Raw genomic sequence first — 18,669 nt, 5'->3', positions numbered from 1 at the left:
CGTGCTCCTTCAGGCGCTCGCCGCCGCGGCCGTGGCCGACGGGCGTGCTGGCGATTTCGTGCGCGCCTGTTGCAACTCGGCAATGCGCTGCTGCAATTGAAGCCCGCGATCCTCCCATCGATACAACGTGCGCGCCTGTTCGAACGCTGCGCTCTGCAGTTGATTCAAGTGCTCCAGGCGATCCATGTTCTCGATGATCGCGGAAGTGAGCTCGGCGAAGTCGCCGCCCGTGATCAAGTCCGCGCGCAACCGGGCGGGCAGGCCCGCGGCAGCTGCGTCCACGGTCGCGACCGGCACGCGACCGAAGATGTAATCCAGGAACTTCAGCTTGAAGCCGCCGCCGATCAGCTCGGGCACGATGGCGATGCGGGCCTGAGCCAGGAACGGACCCAGGTTGCTGACGAATCCTTCGAACCGAGTGGCGCGACTGGTCGCGGTCAATGTTTGTTTCAGATCGGCCGGGACGTCGCCTGCGACGACCAGCTCGATGCCGGCGGCGGCGAATCGGGCGTCGGCATGTTCGACGAAGCGGTGCAGGTTCTCGCGCTTCACCACCCACTGGAATGAACCGACGATCACTGCACGGCGTGGCACGGACGCGTCAATGACTCGTTCCGGCGCGACCGCGCCGCCGTAGCCGGGAGTCAGAGTAAGCAGATTGTCATCGTTCCGATGAGCTCGCAGCGCCTGCTCGTCTTCGATGGTGATGGCCGACACCAGGTCGACTTCCCGCACCAGCCGACGTTCCAGCGCCCGCACCTTGTAGTAGTTCTGCCAGAGCGCCAGGCGCTTGGGCAGACCAGCCTCGGCTTGTTTGACCATGGAACGCCACAACACCTCTTCGTGGTTGTGAGAAACATGGACCAGGATGCAGCGCGAACCCAACTGGCTGGCGCGGTACGCCTTGCAGCGATCGAGCGCCCAGCCACTGCCGTAGCTGTCGAAGATGATGGCGTCCCAGGACTCCCGCAACTGTTCGTCGAGCAGCGCGCGGTACGCGTCGGTCGAGTCGACGGCCGCGGTCAACGGGAAACGATTCAACAAAGCAACCATCTGACCGCGACGTTCACCCCGCACCGACACCCATTCCATGCGAGCGCGGTTCTTCGGCGCAGCCTCGGTGCCGCCGAAGCCCAGCACGCGCACGAACGCACCGGCCTGCGCCAGCGCTTCGGAAAGTTTCGCCGAGTACACCTTCAACCCCTCGTTCATGGGGTAGGGCACATGGCGGCTGATCCACAAACATCTCATTCGGCAACCTTGCGCAACGACGCCACTGGCGTCCAGGTTTGGAAAGATTCGCCGCGCACGGATTTCCATACACCCAGGCCGGCGCCGGCCATGCTGGTGATGATGTCGACGATCTGCGAGAACGGCTTCACCGTATAACGGGCGCCCAGCACGAAACCGACCATCGTCGCCGCGACCAGCGCGACCGCGGCCCAGGTGTAGCCCGCGACGGCAAGCGCGGCGAGCAGGAAGACACCGCCGAGCGCGAGGAAGTAGATGCACAGCCAGCGCAGCAGCTTGTGCGACACATATTTATAGACGGTCAGGAAATCCATCTTGCGCAGGTGCGGCCAGATCAGGCGATGCACGTTGAACGCCTGGCAGGCGATGCGCGCCTTGCGGCCGAATTCGTCGGCGGCGTTACTGGCCGACTCTTCGAACGCTCGCGCGTCCTTGGACTGCACGATGCGATAGCCCTGGATGAGCACCCAGAACGACACGAACATGTCGTCAATGATGTGATCCGGCGGCGCCTTGTGCAGAGAACGGCGAATGGCGAACAACGATCCGTCCGCGCCCATCACCGAACCCGTTTCCTGCTCGAGTCGCTTGATGCCTTCTTCCAGCCGCCAGTAGAGCGAGCCGGTCGAGGCGGTCACGGAAGCGTCGCCATTGGTGTAGATCAGGTTGCCGCAGACACAACCGATCTCGGGGTCCTCGAACGACGCGCGCAGCTTGTCCAGCACTTCCATGTCCAGCATCACGTTGGCGTCGGTGAACAGAATCACGTCGCCGGTGGCGCGGCTGGCTAGCAGATTCATCCCATAGGTCTTGCCGTGACGTGCCGGCGAAACGTGGAAACTGATGTGAGGCGCATAGGCGCGCAGCCGCTTGGCGGTCTGATCGCTGGCGGCGTCCACATAGATCAGAATCTCCAGGCCCGGCTCGCGCTGCTTGAGGGCCAGCAGGTTCTGCAGCTTCTCCCGGATCACGCCTTCCTCGTTATAGGCGCACATGCAGATAGTGAAATCGATGTGCGGCTTGCGCGCGGGCAGGGGCTTCGCGCGATGCGGCCAAAACTTTTTCAGCAGCTGCAACGACAGCGGATACGTGATGAACGGATGCTGAGCCAGACCGATGCAAAGCACCGCCAGCGCCAGCAGGATGAGTTCGAGTGGCATGGTCATTCCTTAAACTCGCGCGGCCCGGGTCTTCAGCACGGTGGCGGTGACGGTCTGCACCTTCCTGGTCGAGGTCAGCACCAGCAGCCCCATGGCCAGTCCGTGGGAGAACGGCACATACATGCCGTTGAGCAGGAAGGTGAGCGCGATCGCCACACTCAACATGCGCGGCAGCGGCGAGGCAAACAACGAGGTCGCGATGAAAGCGAAGTAAGTGAAAGCGCCGACCAGACCGAATTCGAACATCATCTTGGTCATGGGCATGTCGGCCACTTCGATGTTGAACAGGTGCGCGTAGTCCATGAAGGCGCCGGCGCCGTAACCGAACAAGGCGCGCTTGAAATCCGGCCACAGCATCTGGTCGAACATGTAGAAGCCGCCGACGAAGCGGGCGAAGCCGCTGGAGTTGGGATCGTCGAACTCGCCGGCGCGGTTGGCGATGAAGTCCAGATTCAGCAGCTCGCCGAAGGCGAACAGGCCGGCAACGCCGAGCACGCCCAGCGCCAGCAGGTCCCAACGACGATGGAAGAGCACCACGAATGGCATGCAGATCAGCAGGATCAACATGCCGGTGCCGGCGTGCGAGGCAATGATGCCGAGAGCGTACAGGCCCAGTGGCCAAAGGCGCCGCGTGGTGACCGACTCGGCGATGATGGCGACGGCCAGATACTGCGACAGAAACGACGGCTCCAGCATGAACATGCCGGTGGCGCGAATCTGCGTAGAGTTGTAGTTGATGGTGCCCTGGGCGTTGAAGCCCTGCACCACGAAATCCTGCGGAATCAGATTATCGATCGGATACAGAAATGCCTTGTCGATGAACGGCTGCAGGAAATACTGCGCGATGCCCAGCACGGCCAGCAGCTTGGCGATGTGCAGAAAAAACGTCAGCACCTTGGGCGCGAGCTCGTCGCCGCGCATCACCACAAGCACATAAGGAAGATGCAACAGCGCCAGCATCATCAGCGAGTTCAGCGAGAAGGTCCCGGCTTGCAACAGCTGCGGCAGGATCAGTACCGACAGAGTGATGCAGTAGAAGCCCAGGCGCTTCGGCTCGATGCGCACGCAGTCGTTGATCATGCCGAACGCGAGCACCAGCATCATCAAGGGCAGGGCGATGCCGATGCCCAGGTTGGCGTAACCGGGGATGCCGAATTTCGACAGCAGGCTGGCGCACGCAATCGGCGTGCACAGCATCAGCAGGGGCACGAAATCGCGTCGGGATTGCGCTCGCGGCGCGGCGTGGACCCCGCTGAAGTTGCCGATTGCCGTTGTTTCAGCCACTGATCACAGTGCCCAGCACGTGGGTCAGGTTGGGATCGAGCTGCGCCTTCATGCGGGCGATGTCGATCAGGCGCGTGCTGTCCCTGCGCGTGCCGAGCAGGCAGCCGCGAGCGCGGGCCGCGACGATCTGGCCGTCGGCGAACTCGAGCAGCGGCGGCGTGTCGATGATGATCACGTCGTAACGGCCGGACATTTCATCCAGCAATTGCGCGAACGGCAGGCGGCTCAACAGCTCCTGCGGATTGGGCGGCGGCGTGCCGGCGCACAACACATTCAAAGCTTCGAACTGCGCGACCTTGCGCAACGCCTTTTCGGTTCGGGTCGCGCCCTTGATCAGGTCGGTGAGGCCGTCGCACTCGCCGAGACCGAACAGGTGATGCTGGACCGGATTGCGCAGGTTGGCGTCGATCAGCAGCGTGCGCTCGCCCAGCTGTGAGAACACGATGGCGAGATTGGCGGCCAGAGTGCTGCAACCTTCACCGCTGCGCGCCGAGCAGACCGCGAGCGTGCAATCGTGCTCGCCCATCCAGCGCATCAACAACTGGCTGCGCAGCGTGCGGAGCCCTTCGGCGTACTGCCCGAATGGCTCGTAAGCCGCAGCCAGCATCGGCGACAGCGCCGATTCGCCAATGCGAGCGATCGGATACGCGAACTGCTGCGATAACGCGGTACGCAGCTCGCCTTCGGTGATCACCTTCATGGCCACCGCGACTTTGCCGAACGGTTCGCCACGATCCAGGTGCGCGGCCAGAACCTTTTGCAGATCGGCTTCGGAGATCGCGCCCATGTTGAGCAGGATCTCGCCGATGCGAATGCGCGGGCGAGTGACCCTGGGAAGGCGAGCTCTGGGGGCGACAGCGGCGTCCATAACGGGCGTCCTCAATGTTTCGAACTCGTTGAACTCGTCAATTCGCCGGGGCAACGTTGGGCTGCAGTTTCAGCGCACGACGCACTTCGCGACGGCCGTGGCGGCGCGCGGTGGGCGGCAACTGCGGCAATTCCGCAAGCACGGGCAAATCGGTGAAGTCGGCCAGGTCTTCGGCGGAGCGCAGGCGGCGATTGCACACCTCGAGGGTGAGAATCAGGCCGATCGCGAGCGCGATACCGGCGAACAGACCCACCACCAGATTGAGCAGGACCTTGGGCGAGTCCGGCAGCAGCGGCGGCGTGGCCTGATTGAGAATGGCGACGTTGGTACGATCGACGCGGCTTTCCAGCTTGGTCTGATTGGCCTGCTGCAAGGCTGCGTCATAGGCGGTGCGCGCGCTCTCGACGTCGCGACTCAGCACCGCCAGCTCGTCCTGCTGCCTCTTCAGCGCGATGATGCGATCTTTCTGTTCTTCCAGCGCCTTCTGCACTTCGCCCACCTGGCGGCGCGCAATGGCGGCGCTCTGCACCAGCGAGCCGCGCGTCACGCCGATTTCCACGTTGAGCTTGGACTTGAGCGAAGCCACTTCGGCGTTCGAAGCGATGTACTGCGGATGATTCACGCCGTAGCGCTCGCTGACTTCGGCGAGCTTGGACTCCGCGCGCGCCAGCTCCGCTTTCAAATTCTGAATGGTCGGGTTCTTCATCAGATCTGGCAGCGAGTCCAGCTGGTCGCTGGAGCTGATCTGCTGATTGCGCGAGTTGGCGTCGAACATCTGCGCCTGCACCGCCACCAGCTGATTGGAGATCTCCTGCAAGCGGGCGTTTTCGACGTCCATGCGAGCGGCATCGACGCCGAGCACGCCATGATCCGCCTGATACTTGGACAACTTGGTCTGCGCGGCCACCAACGCGTCGCGCAGCTGCGCGACCTGCTCTTCATACCACGTCACCTGGCGACGGGCCGGATCCACGCGCAGCTCCAGGCTGGTCTGGATGTAGGCGTCGGCGAACGCGTTGGCCATGTTGGCCGCTTCCGTGGGATCGGAGCTGCCGTACGAGATACGAATGATGTTGCTGTTACGCGAGGTCTTGGCATCCACCGCGCGCAGCAAGTTGGCCACCAGCCACGATTGCAGATCGGTGTCGGCGCCACTGTCCTGGAACGCTGCGATCACCTCGGGCTGATTGGTCAGGTCCATCTTGTCGATGACCTTCATGGCCACGTTGCGGCTGCGGATGATCTCGGTCTGGGTGGCCAGGTGAGTGGGCACCAGCGAGGGGGCCAGCGCCGTTTCCTTCATCGGGTCGTTGCCCTGCAGGTCGACCACCAGCGCCAGCTCCGCCACATATTTCTTGGGCGAGATGAGGCTGATGAGCGCCACGCCCGTCACCACCACCAGCACGATGGTCGTGAACAGCAGCGCGCGTCCACGCAGAACTCTCAACATTTGAGCCAGGCCCATCATAGTGCTTCGTTCCCGTTAACCAATGTGTGCCTACCTTAGAACAGGCCTTCCTTCACCATCACCACGTCGTCAGCCGACAACAGATCCGAGCCCTTGGCCGAGTACTGCTGTTCCTTACCGTTCTTGTCTTTCCGTTTGATGACCACGCGCCGTTCCGAGCCGCGCGTGGTCAGGCCGCCGCCGGCCGAAATCGCCCGCGACACGGTCATGTTGCGCTCGAGCTTGTACATCCCCGGCTTCTGCACCTCGCCGTAGATATAGAACTGCGGAGCGCGCGGTACATAAACAGTGTCGCCGCCGGCCACCACGTGGTTCTGCGCCGGGTCGCCACTGAACAACGCCACCAGATCGATGCTCGCCTTGCTGCCGTCCTTGCGCATCAGGGTCGCGACATCCGCCGCTTCCTCGGCCTTCGGTCCGCCCGCTTCGGCGAGCATGTCCAGCACGCGGCTGGTGGACTGCAAGGTGTACTGGCCGGGCTTGGTGACGTGGCCGAGCACCGACACCTTCTGGCTGACGTACTCCATCACCAGCACCGAGACCTGCGGCTGCCGCAGGTAGCCGCCTGCGACGAAGGCGTTCACCAGCAGCGCCTCGGTCTCGGCGACCGTCTTGCCTGCCACCTGCACCTGCCCGATCAACGGATAGGTGATGTTGCCGGACTCGCTCACCCGCACCTCGCCGGACAACTCCGGCGAGCCGAACACGTTGACTCGCAGTAGATCGCCGGACCCCAGTCGATAATCCGAAGCCGCCGCCATCGCCACGCTGCTCAGCATCGAGCAGATCACCAGCAGCGCCGCGCCCAGCATTGGGACGAATCGCGTCGAGACATTACGGCGCGCCATCGGACTAATAAGCATGCTTGTCGTTCCAAACCACCATGGCTGTCTTGAGGATGATCATCAGATCGAGCGTCAATGACCAGTGCTGCAGGTACTCCAGATCGTGTTCGATGCGCGCACGCATCGAGCCGATGTCGTCACCGCCGCGATAGCCGTTGACCTGCGCCCAGCCGGTGATGCCCGGCTTCACTTTATGCCGGAGCATGTAGCCGGGGATCAGTCGCCGATACTGCTCGTTCACCGCCACTGCATGCGGGCGCGGGCCCACAATGCTCATGGTTCCTTCAAGGACATTGAACAGCTGCGGCAGTTCATCGAGCGACGTTGCACGAATGAACGAGCCGATCGGCGTCACGCGCGAGTCGTTGCGTGTGACCTGGGTGTAACTCTTGTTGCCGTCCTCGGTGACGGTCATCGAACGGAACTTGTAGACCACGATTTCCTTGCCGTCCAAGCCGTAGCGCTTCTGGCGGAAGATCACCGGGCCGGGCGAGGTGAGGCGGATGGCCGCCGCGATCAGCAGCATCACCGGCGACAACAGCGCGATGGCGGTGGCCGAAATGGCGATGTCGCTGACGCGCTTGGCGATGCCGCGGCCGCCGTAGAACGGCGATTCGCACACCGCCACCACCGGAATGCCGTTCACCAGATCGAAGCGGGGCTGCATCAGATCGCACATGGTGAGATCCGGCACGAAGTAGACCGAGGCTGTCGAATCTTTTAACGACTGCAGCAGCTCGGTGATGCGCGGATGGCGCGTCATCGGCAGCGTGATGTAGACCACGTCGATGGAGTTGCGGGCGATGTAATCGCGCATCCAGCCGAGCTTGCCCAGCAACCGATTGGCGCAATCCTCGGGCAGCCGGCCCGAATCGCGATCGTCGAAGAAGCCCAGCACTTCCATGTTCAGCCAGGGCGACTCCTGCAGGCTCCTGGCCAGCTTGGCGCCGAGGCGGTTGGCGCCGGCGATCACCACTCTGCGAGGCGCGCCGCTGTTGCTCGCCCGCAGGAACAGATGGGGCGCATACAGCCGACCCACCCAGATCACCAGCGGCGTGGCGATGGCCCAGCTCACCAGCACTTCCCAACGCAGCTGATTGGCGATGCCGGCGATTTCCAGCAGCGCCCAGATGAACGCGATCACCAGCGACCAGCGAAAGATGATGTCCAGCAACGAGGCGATGGCCAGCGAGCGGGCACGCGGCGGCGCCATCGGCAGCGCGTCGAGCACGTCCGCCGCGCCGAAGAAGGCCAGCACCGCCATCAGGAAGTAGGGGCCGTCCAGGTTCTCGCGCCACACCAGCATGCACAGGCCGAGCGTGAGCACCGGCATCACCGGATACAGCAGCGACTTCAGGACGAACAGCGACGTCGGCTCCGACGCGCTGACGCCGGCCGAACGATCGTACGACCTCAGGGGTTGACGTTGATTGGTCATTTCACCTCCCGCCGGGTGCGGAAGCAGCCGTGCTGGCGTTACAGATCGCTGAACCGCTGCGGACGCAGGAAGCGATGCTTGCGACGCAGCTGGTGCCCGATCAGCAGCACCGTGACCAGCGCCATCAGCCAGCCGCGCGGCATGGATTCATCCATCGCGCCGGCGCTCGAGGACCTGGAAAGGTTGCGGTCGTTGCCGTTCAGCCCGCCGAGGCGCACCTGGGCCTGGCCCGCGACCATTTGTGTAGAGGCATTGCTACCCACCGAGCCGGCCATGTTGGCGCCGACCGTGCCGGCGATCGAGCCGCTCACATTGCTATTCACCGCCGGGTTCGCCACCGCGGCCCCATTGAAACTCACCGCTGCCAACACCAACGCGAGTCTGATAAGACGCATGCATCACTCCTCAATCAATGACGCACACCCAAGCAGGCACCGTTGCCGTTCGTGTGTGCGTTGCGCCCCCGTCCCCACGGCTCGCAAAAAACATCGCAAGACTCCAAGGCGTCTTGCCCCATCGATCTGGTCCGCTGCTCTTCCGAACACAGAGCAGGAACAAAGCAAGTTTTATTCCAATGTAATTTTTTCCGTCGCTGAATCGCGAAACGTCACAACGCGCAGTTCAAGCCCTTCGAAACAAACACAGGGCATCTAACAAATCCGCACCTGTAACAAACCGGCAGCCGGTTATTAGACCAATCTCGTTTGCTGCGCAAGTACAACATTCGAACGCGACGAGCAGATGACACGCTTCACCATCGATCAGTTCCGATGCAGCTGTGCATCAATATGGATCGTTGATTCGCAAGTGTTAAATTGCCCGTCACCACGCGGCTGCTGATATCGCAACGGGGCTTCGAAACATCTGTTGCTTTGCTGCACTCGCCGCGCTGCATGCCGCCTGCGCTGTTCGCAAACGGCGACAGCGCAGATTCAACTTTCAAACCCGATCAAGCCAAGCAGACTAATTTTTCTTTTCCGTCTGTCTCGCCACGGCTTCGGCTGCCGCCTTGATCGCTTCCGGATCGCCCAGGAAGCGTCGCGACGTGGGTTTCAGCGCCTTGTCCAACTGATAGTGAATGGGCACGCCAGTCGGGATGTTGAATTCGACGATCTCGTCATTCGACATACCGTCGAGCATCTTTACAAGTGCGCGCAGACTATTCCCGTGTGCGACGACCAATACATCTCGTCCGGCGTTTAACTCCGGAGCGAGCCGGTTGTTCCAGTACGGCAGCACTCGATCGAGTGTGGTCTTCAACGACTCGGTATTGGGCAACTCGTCGGGTTTGAGCGACGCATAACGCCGCTCGAAGCGCGGATGTCGTTCATCATCCAGCGACAGCGCCGGCGGCGGGATGTCATAGCTTCGGCGCCAGATCTTCACCTGGTCGGCGCCGAATTTGGCGACGGTCTCGGCTTTGTTCAGCCCCTGCAGAGCGCCGTAGTGACGCTCGTTCAGTCGCCAGCTGCGCTCCACCGGCAGCCACATGCGATCCATCTCGTCCAGCACGATCCACATCGTGCGGATGGCGCGCTTCAACACCGAGGTGAACACTTGTTGAAACTCGAAACCCTCGGCCTTCAGCAGCCGACCGGCTTCGCGCGCTTCATTGCGCCCCTGATCGGTGAGATCCACGTCCACCCAACCGGTGAACAGGTTTTCCAGATTCCAGGTGCTTTGTCCGTGACGCAGGAGTACGAGTTGGCCAGGCATAACTAAAGTGAGGGTGAATGAGGGCCGACTTTATAGCAGACATCGCCCTCAACCCGCAGGTGTCGCCGGGTCCATTCAGGTGATGCTCGCGAGCTACGGCCGGAAGCCGCGCCTGCGGAGCATCACCTGTCGCCAGTTGCCGTCACTTGGCGGCGCTAATCTAAGTTGAATTTGTTACAGTTTTCTAACGCCGGTGCGGAAAAGAACCAACTCATTCAGTCATGCGGCGCACGGCCTGCAGCGCCACCGACAGGGTGGCGAAGTCCATCGCCGGCAACGCTCGCATGTCGCTCACCGTCTGTCGCAAGTAATCGACAGCGGCGCGATGACGGGCGATCCAACCTTCCAGCAATTCGGCCGGCTGCGCGCCTTTCCTGTCCTTCTGAACGCGCTTCGCTTCGCCGATTGCTTGCAAGCTCAGCACTCGCTGCAGGTTGTAGACGTTGTCGCGTAGGGTGGTGCGTGCGACCGCCTGCCAGTGACCCTCGACGCCGAGCGCTTCGACCTGCTCGCGAATCCAGTCCAGCGACAAGGCAGTGCCGACGCCGAAATAAAGTGGCGCGACTCGATCCAGCGGCAAGCCGGTTTGTTCGCCGATCTCGATCAGGTCCGGGCCGGAACGCAGCGCCACCAGGCTGGCCATGCGACGCGCCAGCTTGTCGGGCACCGCGGCGCTCGTGTAACGGCTCTGGCGATTGTTGAAAGCGGCCAGATCGTCGCCCGTCAACACTCGCGGCAGCAGGCCGTCCAGCTCCTTCATGCCGGCGCGGAAGCGCGACACCTGGCGCTCGATGTCGAGTCGACCGCTCTGCCGATGGATCAGCCAGTAGGTGCAGAAGCGCAGCAGCCGGGTGGTCTCGAACATCATTTCGTACTGCACGGCCGCAGCGATCTTGGTGTCGAGCGCTTCGATGTCGGCCCAGGTGTCGCGCATGGCGACGAACTCGCGGGCGATGGCGTAAGCGCGAGCGACCGTGCCGGCGTTGGCGCCGGTGTCTTCCTGAACACGACGCGCGAACGTCGGGCCCATGCGATTGACGATGCTGTTGGTGGTCGCGGTGGCGATGATTTCGCGTCGCAGCCGATGTTCGGAAAGATACTTGCTGAAACGTTTCTGCATCAATGCAGGGAAGTAACGCTCCAACTCGTGGGCCAGGTACGGATCCTCGGGCACATCCGAATCGATCAGCTTGGAGTACAGCGCCATCTTGGCGTACGCCAGCAGAATAGCCAGCTCCGGTCGGGTCAGCCCGCGGCCGGCCTGATGGCGCTCGGCGATCTCTTCGCTGGCCGGCAGGAACTCCAGGCCGCGATCCAGCAGGCCCGACACTTCCAGGCGGCGAATGGAATGCGCGTGCTCCAGCAGATCCTTGCTGGCGCGCGCTTCGAGCATTGACAGTGCCTGGCTCTGCAGATAGTTGTCGCGCAGGACCAGCGCCGCAACCTCGTCGGTCATGTCGGCCAGCAGGTCGTTGCGCTTCTCCAGCGTGAGGCCCGCACGTTTGGGCAGGTTGTTCAGCAGGATCTTGATGTTGACTTCGTGGTCGGAGCAGTCGACGCCACCGGAGTTGTCGACGAAGTCGGTGTTGAGGCGGCCGCCCGCCAGCGCGTACTCGACGCGGCCGCGTTGCGAGAAGCCGAGATTGCCGCCTTCGCCCACCACTTTGCAGCGCAAGTCGCGGCCGTTGACGCGCACGGCGTCGTTGGCGCGATCGCCCACCTCGATGTGAGATTCATCGGCGGCCTTCACATAGGTGCCGATGCCGCCGTTCCACAGCAGGTCCACCGGCATGCACAGGATCGCCCGGATCAACTCGATGGGCGTGAACGTGTCGCGCTTGATGCCGAGCATGACCTGCACCTGGGGCGACACCTTGATGGACTTGGCGCTGCGTGGGTACACGCCGCCGCCCTTGGAGATCAGCTTGCGGCTGTAGTCTTCCCAGGTGGAGCGCGGCAGGTTGAACAGCCGCTGACGCTCTTTATATGAGAGCGCCGCGTCCGGATCCGGGTCCAGGAAGATGTGCTGGTGATTGAACGCGGCCAGCAGCCGGATGTGCGGAGACTGCAGCATGCCGTTGCCGAACACGTCGCCGGCCATGTCGCCGATGCCGATCGCGGTGAAGTCCTGCGACTGGGTGTCGATGCCCATTTCGCGGAAGTGGCGCTTCACGCATTCCCAGGCGCCGCGGGCGGTGATGCCCATCTTCTTATGGTCGTAACCGGCCGAGCCGCCCGAGGCGAACGCGTCGCCCAACCAGTGGTTGTAGTCGGCGGCCAGCTGGTTGGCGATGTCCGAGAAGGTGGCCGTGCCCTTGTCGGCCGCCACCACCAGATACGGATCGTCGCCGTCGCGGCGGACCACCTGCGCGGGCGGCACGATCTTGCCTTCGACGATGTTGTCGGTGATGTCGAGCAGCGCCGAGATGAAGGTGCGATAGCACTCGATGCCTTCACGCTGCACTTCTTCACGGCTTGCACCGGCGGGCATGCGTTTGGGCACGAAGCCGCCCTTGGCGCCGACCGGCACGATCAGCGTGTTCTTCACGTTCTGCGCCTTCATCAGGCCCAGCACTTCGGTGCGGAAGTCTTCGCGACGATCCGACCAGCGGATGCCGCCGCGGGCCACCTGACCCATGCGAAGGTGCACGCCTTCGACGCGCGGCGAGTACACGAAAATCTCGAAGGCAGGGCGGGGCTGCGGGACTTCGGGAATGCTGCGCGCGTCGAGCTTGAACGACAGGCGGTCTTTCGGTGCGCCGCTGCGGTCGAGCTGAAAATAGTTGGTGCGCAGAGTCGCCTGAATGGCGTGCGCGAAACGACGCAGGATGCGGTCTTCATCCAGGCTGCGGACCGAGTCCAGCAGATCGGACAATTCCTGTTTCAAGCGATCGACTTCGCCGCTGCGCTTGGCCGGCTTGATGGCCGGATCGAACTGCGCTTCGAACAGCTGCGACAGAATGGCCGCGATCCGTGCGTTCGAGATCAGCACCTGCTCCATGTACGCCTGGCTGAAGCTCGCGCCGGTCTGAATCGCGTAACGACAATAGGCGCGCAGCACGCTGGCCTGACGCCAGGTGACGTTGGTGACCACGATGAGCTGATTGAACCCATCGTTCTCGGCTCGGCCGGTCCACACCGCGGTGAAGGTATCGGTGAAACGTTCGCCGAGCGCGGCGGGATTGATGGTGCCGCCATCGCGACGCTGCATTTCGAAATCCTGCAGCCAGATCTCGCGCCCGCCCGGCACGCCGATCCGATACGGGCGTTCGCTCACGATCAGGAAGCCCATGTTCTCCAGGATCGGCAACGCTTGTGAGAGCGCGATCGGCGAGGAGGCGCGGAACAGGCGCAGATGCACGGTCTGGCCTTCACCGCTGGCCAGGCGCATCGCGACCCGATCGGGGTCGGCGATGACTTGATCCAGTTGTCCGATGTCCTCGAGCGCGACTTCGGCGCTGGTGTCTTCTTCATACGCCGCCGGGAATGCGTCTTTATATTTTTCGGCGATCAAGCGGCCGTCCAGCTCGCCGTGCTTCTCGATCAAGGCGTCGCGCAACCGGTCGTTCCAGGTGCGGACGGTCTCGGCGATCAGCTCTTCCAGCTCTTCGGCATCGATGCGCGGGCCGCCGTCGGCCGGCAAACGGATGATCATGTGCACGCGAGCCAGAGCCGACTGCGACAGCTGCACCTGCGATTCGATCGCGGTCGCTTGCAGCTTCTCGTTGATCACCGCTTCCATCTTTTGACGGACCTGCGTGTTGTAGCGGTCGCGCGGTACGAACACGAGGGCGGAGTAGAAGCGACCGAACGTATCCCGACGCAGGAATACACGAACGCGCTGGCGCTCATAGAGATTGACGATGCCGCGGACGGTGCGGATCAGGTCCGTGACACTGGCTTGGAACAGCTCGTCGCGAGGATAGGTTTCCAGCACGTGAACCACGGCCTTGCCGTCGTGGCTGGCGGGATCCAACCCGAAGTGCCCGACCACGCGCTCGATCTTGTGTCGGAGCATCGGGATTTCCCGCGGGCTGCGGTTGTAGACCGCCGACGTGAACAAGCCGAGGAAGCGTTTCTCGCCGGTGACGCGGCCCTGCGCGTCGACTGTTTTCACGCCCACGTAGTCGAGATAGGTGGAGCGATGCACGGTCGAGACTGAGTTTGCCTTGGTGATCATCAGCAACTCGGGCTGACGTGCGCGTTCGCGCAACTCACCCTTGAGCACGGTGGGCTCGGCGCGATATCCCTTGCGCGCGCGAAGGATGCCGAGGCCGGTCTCTGGCATGGGCACCAACAAGTCTTCGCTGCGCCCTCGCCGCAACTCGTACTGCCGATAGCCGAGGAAGGTGAAATGATTCGCGGCCATCCAGTCGAGCAGCGCCTTGGCTTCGCGGGCTTCGTTCGGCTGCACGCCGGGATTTTCGCGCTCGATCTCGTTGGCGAGTTCGGTGGCGCGCTGGCGCATCTGCGTCCAGTCGGCGACCGCGAGGCGTACGTCCTCGAGGGTGCGTAACAGCTTCTGTTCCAATTCCTGCAAGCGCTCGGGCGCGCCGAGGCGATCGATCTCGATGTGCTGCCAGGATTCGTTGGTGAACTTCTTGTTGTCGCTATCCTCGGCCAGGGCTTCGAGCTTGCCGGTGCGATCTCGGCGCACAGGCAGCACCGGATGGACCATCATATGAATAGTGAGCCCGGCCTGGGTGAGCACCATGCCGAGCGAGTCCACCAGGAACGGCATGTCTTCGGTGGTGACTTCCACGATGGTGTGCGTGCTGCTCCAGCCGTCGCGTTCCTGATCGGTGTTGAATACACGCACCAACGGTCGGTTGGGCTTGCGAACGGCGGCGCTGCGCAGGTGCGCGAGCGCGAGTGCAGCCAGCGTTTCGCTGGCGTGCTCGGCCATGTCCTCTTCACCCACGCCCCGATAGTAATGACGGATGAATTCCTGAACATCCAGCGGGTCGCCGCGTTTTCTCAGCTCGCGGGCGGCCTGCGCGATTCGCTCGATCAGCTTCTGACGGGCAGCGGGAATGGTCGGTGTCATGATGCGAACGTTGATGGTTGAGGTTGGCAGCGAGCCCCGCATAGAGCGCTTGGGCTCACTTGTATGCAATCAGTAGCGGGCGCAACTTTATTGGCGGATTGTAAGAGCGCGCAGTGCTTCGAGGTCACCATGATGGTGACGCATAGCGTAAGGGATGACTGGCCGGAATGGCCAACCAAAAACGAATAACGGCGCGTGTTGGAGCTTTCTGGCGGTTAGCTCGATCAATTGGCGAGCTGCAGATCCGCGATCACGGCGGCCAGGAAGCGGAGCGCTTCGCCGCCGGTGACGCAGCGGTGGTCGAAGGTCAATGACAGCGGCAGACGAACATGTATTTCCGGCGCTGTTTCACCCGCGACTACGTCACGTTGTAACTTGCCGGCGCCGAGGATGGCGACGGTGGGGGGCACGACCAGGGGCGTTGCATATCGTCCGGCCACGGTGCCGAAATTGGAAAGTGTGATGGTGTAGTCGCGCATCTCTTCCGGCGTGATGGTACGGCTGCGCGTCCGCTGCTTGATGTCGTCCAGTTGTGCGCGCAATTGCGCCGGCGATTGCGAGCCGACGTCACGTAGCACCGGAACGATCAAACCGTCCGTTGTATCCACTGCCATCGCCAGATGAACTGGTTCCATCAGCTTGCGCGCCGGCACGGACGGGTCGAACAGTGCGTTCAACGCGGGTTCGGCCTTGACGCCGGCGACGATGGCGCGAATCAGGCGGATCGTGATGTCGCCTTTGCTCTTCCAGACGTCGATGTCGGCGTCGTCGAAGATCGTGCACATCGCGATCTCATCGCGAGACAGAGACATGCTTTGCGCCATGGCCTTGCGCGGGCCGCGCAATTTATCGGCGTCGGTCAGACCGGCGACGGCAGGCGAGCGCTGTTGAGGCTTGTTCAGGTTGGCGCGGGCAAGAACGTCATCCACGCTGACCAGGCCGTGTCGGCCGGTCGTGCCGCAGGCGCTCAATTCGACGCCTAAACGTTTTGCCAACATGCGAACGGCCGGCGCGGCGCGCACACGACCACCATCGCGGTCTCGAAATGCACGTCGACCGCGGCCGACGATCGCGTGATCAACGAGCTCTTCGCTACGCGTGGCCATGTGGCCAACAACCATTCCCTGATTCGACGGCGCCTTCGCGCCTTGCCCAGCGGCCATGCCTTGATTCGAAGGCTGCGCGCCGTGCCCACCGGCCTTTTCCTGGCCGGCAAGCGAAGGAGAAGATGAATTCCCGGCGGCGTTCGACTGCGACGGCAGATCGAAATCGACCAGCGGCTTGCCCGTTTGCACGGTATCGCCTTGCTTTGCGTGCAGGCGCTGGATCTTGCCGGAGTAGGGGCTGGGCACGTCCACCACGGCCTTGGCCGTTTCCACGGACAGCAACGGCTGATCGACTTCGACGCGCTGACCCTCGGCGACATGCCAGGTCACGATTTCCGCTTCGGGCAGGCCTTCGCCGAGGTCGGGGAGGTTGAAGGTAACAGTCATAAGCTTCGTCCTAACCGGCCAGTGTGACTTTGGCAGCGTCTACGATGCGCGCCACGCTTGGGATGTAATCGTTCTCGAGCCGATACAACGGCACGACGGTGTCGAAGCCGGTGACTCGTTGAATGGGGGCGAGCAGATCGTACAGACCGTGCTCGGCAACGATGGCCGCGATCTCCGCGCCGACGCCGCAGTTGCGGGCGGCTTCGTGAACGATCACTAATCTGCCGGTCTTCGCGACCGAGTCGAGAATGGTCTCGGCATCGATGGGGCTCACGGTGGCGAGATCGATCACTTCGGCGCTGACGCCCTGCGCGGCGAGCTGCTCGGCCGCTTGCAACACATCAATAGTCATCGCCCCCCAGGTCACGATGGTGACGTCCTCGCCTTCACGAAGGATGTAACAAACATCCAGCGGCGCAGCGACGCCGTCGTCGGCCACTTCCTGTTTGGCGAGCCGATAGATCCGCGTGGGTTCGAGGAACAACACCGGGTCGGGATCGCGAATTGACGCCAGCAACAGTCCATAGGCGCGCGCCGGCGACGAAGGGCAGACCACGCGAATGCCGGGCACGTGCGCAATCATCGACTCCACCGATTCGGAGTGATGTTCCGGTGCATGGATGCCGCCGCCGTGCGGCGTGCGAATCACCACCGGACACGACAGTCGCCCGCGCGTGCGATGACGCAATCGGCTCATGTGATTCACGATCTGATCGACCGCCGGATACAGAAATCCCATGAACTGGATTTCGGCCACCGGCCGCATGCCTTGCGCGGCCATGCCGACGCACATGCCGGCGATCATGTTCTCCGCCAGCGGCGTGTCCTGCACGCGATCGGCGCCGAACTTTTCGAACAGTCCCGAGGTGGCGCGAAACACGCCGCCGCTCTTGCCGACGTCCTCACCGAGCACGACCACGCTGGGATCGTGCGCCAGCTCCCACGCCTGGGCCATCGCGATGGCTTCGACCATTGTGACTTTAGGCATGCGCGAAACTTCAGTGCGAAGGCCGGCCGGTGCCGGCGTAACGACGCGCGATTTCCTTTTGCGCTTCGAGATAGGCAGGAGGGTTGGCGTACAGATGATCGAACATCGCATCGGTGGATTGACGCGGAGTGCTCAGATATTCCTGAACGGCAGCGTCGACCTCGCGCGTGAACTGCGCCTTCATGGCTTGCTCGCGTGCTTCATCGAGCACGCCGCGCGATTCGAGCAGTTTGCGCAATCTCACCAGCGGCTCGACCTTCCACGCTTCGGCGACTTCAGCTTCGTCGCGGTAACGACTCGCGTCGTCGGCGGTGGTGTGATCGCTCAAACGATAGCTCATCATTTCGATCACGGCCGGGCCGCCGCCATTGCGGGCATTCTCCAGGGCGCGCGACATGCAATCGCGAACCGCGATCACGTCGTTGCCGTCGACCTGCATGCCGGGAATGCCGGCGGCGATGCCTTTTTGCGCCAGGGTTTGCGCGGCGGTCTGTTGTTCGATGGGGACCGAGATGGCCCACTTGTTGTTGACGATCACGAACACGATGGGCAGCTGGCGCGCGCCGGCCAGGTTCATCGCTTCATAGAACGTGCCTTCGGAGGTGCCGCCATCGCCGATGTAAGCAACGGCGCAGCGCGGCTCTTTGCGAATCTTGAACGCCATGGCGGCGCCGGCTGCGTGCAGCGTCTGAGTGGCGATGGGTACGCACCAGGGGAAATCGTGGCGGGGCACGGCAAAGTTGTTGCCGCGTTCATCTCCGCCCCAGTACAGCAACACTTCCGTCATGCTCACGCCACGCCAGAACAGCGTTCCGATCTCGCGATAGACGATGGCGAGGCAGTCTTCGGGGCGCATGGCCGCGCCGACGCCGACATGCGCGGCTTCCTGGCCGAGGCAGGGCGCGTAGGTGCCGAGCTTGCCGGTGCGTTGCAGATTCACCGCTTTGGCGTCGAACGTGCGCGCGCGGAGCATGGCCGCGAACATCTTCAGCAACTCGTCGTTGTCCGCCGCGAATGCCGGCAGCTCATCGAGTGGGCGGCCTTGCGGACTCAGCTGCCGCAGGTACTCGATGCGGAACTCCGCCACTGTTCTCACTCGTTCGCCGCTCCC

The 18,669-nt window shown here is 63.0% G+C and carries 13 protein-coding genes; all 13 read right to left on the bottom strand.

Features of this window, described 5'->3' with window-relative positions:
* Nucleotides 1-9 precede the first annotated feature (9 nt).
* Complete coding sequence (locus JM946_RS00400; RefSeq protein ID WP_203165165.1) at nucleotides 10-1,212, bottom strand: glycosyltransferase; 1,203 nt, start codon at nucleotides 1,210-1,212, stop codon at nucleotides 10-12.
* Between the two features lie 35 nt (nucleotides 1,213-1,247).
* Nucleotides 1,248-2,411, bottom strand: coding sequence for a glycosyltransferase (locus tag JM946_RS00395; RefSeq protein WP_203165164.1), 1,164 nt, complete (start codon nucleotides 2,409-2,411; stop codon nucleotides 1,248-1,250).
* A 9-nt stretch (nucleotides 2,412-2,420) separates the two neighbouring features.
* Nucleotides 2,421-3,695 (bottom strand): hypothetical protein, encoded by a 1,275-nt coding sequence (locus JM946_RS00390; protein ID WP_218042531.1) that lies wholly within the window; start codon nucleotides 3,693-3,695, stop codon nucleotides 2,421-2,423.
* Nucleotides 3,688-4,563: a polysaccharide biosynthesis tyrosine autokinase gene (locus JM946_RS00385; RefSeq protein WP_203165162.1), complete on the bottom strand. Its 876-nt coding sequence runs from the start codon at nucleotides 4,561-4,563 to the stop codon at nucleotides 3,688-3,690. The genes JM946_RS00390 and JM946_RS00385 overlap by 8 nt, the downstream gene beginning before the upstream one ends.
* 37 nt (nucleotides 4,564-4,600) lie before the next feature.
* The gene (gene epsF, locus JM946_RS00380; RefSeq protein ID WP_269140897.1) at nucleotides 4,601-6,028 is read right to left on the bottom strand and encodes a chain length determinant protein EpsF; all 1,428 of its coding nucleotides are present in this window, start codon (nucleotides 6,026-6,028) and stop codon (nucleotides 4,601-4,603) included.
* A gap of 38 nt (nucleotides 6,029-6,066) precedes the next feature.
* The gene (epsE, locus tag JM946_RS00375) at nucleotides 6,067-6,894 is read right to left on the bottom strand and encodes a polysaccharide export protein EpsE (protein WP_203165160.1); all 828 of its coding nucleotides are present in this window, start codon (nucleotides 6,892-6,894) and stop codon (nucleotides 6,067-6,069) included.
* Nucleotides 6,884-8,314, bottom strand: a complete 1,431-nt coding sequence (locus tag JM946_RS00370) for an undecaprenyl-phosphate glucose phosphotransferase (RefSeq protein ID WP_203165159.1) — start codon at nucleotides 8,312-8,314, stop codon at nucleotides 6,884-6,886. Before JM946_RS00370 ends, epsE begins: the two co-directional genes overlap by 11 nt.
* A gap of 38 nt (nucleotides 8,315-8,352) precedes the next feature.
* Nucleotides 8,353-8,709 carry a hypothetical protein gene (locus tag JM946_RS00365; RefSeq protein ID WP_203165158.1) on the bottom strand — a complete coding sequence of 119 codons (357 nt, stop codon included), beginning with the start codon at nucleotides 8,707-8,709 and terminating at the stop codon, nucleotides 8,353-8,355.
* A 568-nt stretch (nucleotides 8,710-9,277) separates the two neighbouring features.
* On the bottom strand, nucleotides 9,278-10,030 hold the full coding sequence (gpmA, locus tag JM946_RS00360; RefSeq protein ID WP_203165157.1) for a 2,3-diphosphoglycerate-dependent phosphoglycerate mutase: 753 nt from the start codon (nucleotides 10,028-10,030) through the stop codon (nucleotides 9,278-9,280).
* A gap of 211 nt (nucleotides 10,031-10,241) precedes the next feature.
* Nucleotides 10,242-15,077 (bottom strand): NAD-glutamate dehydrogenase, encoded by a 4,836-nt coding sequence (locus JM946_RS00355; RefSeq protein ID WP_203165156.1) that lies wholly within the window; start codon nucleotides 15,075-15,077, stop codon nucleotides 10,242-10,244.
* 224 nt (nucleotides 15,078-15,301) lie between these two features.
* Nucleotides 15,302-16,570, bottom strand: coding sequence for a dihydrolipoamide acetyltransferase family protein (locus JM946_RS00350; RefSeq protein ID WP_203165155.1), 1,269 nt, complete (start codon nucleotides 16,568-16,570; stop codon nucleotides 15,302-15,304).
* 10 nt (nucleotides 16,571-16,580) lie between these two features.
* Nucleotides 16,581-17,558 (bottom strand): alpha-ketoacid dehydrogenase subunit beta, encoded by a 978-nt coding sequence (locus tag JM946_RS00345; RefSeq protein ID WP_203165154.1) that lies wholly within the window; start codon nucleotides 17,556-17,558, stop codon nucleotides 16,581-16,583.
* A 10-nt stretch (nucleotides 17,559-17,568) separates the two neighbouring features.
* Complete coding sequence (gene pdhA, locus JM946_RS00340) at nucleotides 17,569-18,654, bottom strand: pyruvate dehydrogenase (acetyl-transferring) E1 component subunit alpha (protein WP_203165153.1); 1,086 nt, start codon at nucleotides 18,652-18,654, stop codon at nucleotides 17,569-17,571.
* Nucleotides 18,655-18,669 lie beyond the last annotated feature (15 nt).

It is taken from the genome of Steroidobacter gossypii, from assembly GCF_016801985.1.
GTDB lineage: Bacteria > Pseudomonadota > Gammaproteobacteria > Steroidobacterales > Steroidobacteraceae > Steroidobacter > Steroidobacter gossypii.
Note: the sequence above shows the minus strand (reverse complement) of the source record. Positions and strands in the feature narration are given on the sequence as shown.

Bases quoted from the DNA above. Each gene is read 5' to 3' on its own strand.
- epsE (WP_203165160.1), bottom strand. From the start codon at position 6,894: ATGCTTATTAGTCCGATGGCGCGCCGTAATGTCTCGACGCGATTCGTC.
- JM946_RS00400 (WP_203165165.1), bottom strand. From the start codon at position 1,212: ATGAACGAGGGGTTGAAGGTGTACTCGGCGAAACTTTCCGAAGCGCTG.
- epsF (WP_269140897.1), bottom strand. From the start codon at position 6,028: ATGGGCCTGGCTCAAATGTTGAGAGTTCTGCGTGGACGCGCGCTGCTG.
- JM946_RS00385 (WP_203165162.1), bottom strand. From the start codon at position 4,563: ATGGACGCCGCTGTCGCCCCCAGAGCTCGCCTTCCCAGGGTCACTCGC.
- gpmA (WP_203165157.1), bottom strand. From the start codon at position 10,030: ATGCCTGGCCAACTCGTACTCCTGCGTCACGGACAAAGCACCTGGAAT.
- JM946_RS00370 (WP_203165159.1), bottom strand. From the start codon at position 8,314: ATGACCAATCAACGTCAACCCCTGAGGTCGTACGATCGTTCGGCCGGC.
- JM946_RS00355 (WP_203165156.1), bottom strand. From the start codon at position 15,077: ATGACACCGACCATTCCCGCTGCCCGTCAGAAGCTGATCGAGCGAATC.
- JM946_RS00345 (WP_203165154.1), bottom strand. From the start codon at position 17,558: ATGCCTAAAGTCACAATGGTCGAAGCCATCGCGATGGCCCAGGCGTGG.
- JM946_RS00365 (WP_203165158.1), bottom strand. From the start codon at position 8,709: ATGCGTCTTATCAGACTCGCGTTGGTGTTGGCAGCGGTGAGTTTCAAT.
- JM946_RS00350 (WP_203165155.1), bottom strand. From the start codon at position 16,570: ATGACTGTTACCTTCAACCTCCCCGACCTCGGCGAAGGCCTGCCCGAA.
- JM946_RS00395 (WP_203165164.1), bottom strand. From the start codon at position 2,411: ATGCCACTCGAACTCATCCTGCTGGCGCTGGCGGTGCTTTGCATCGGT.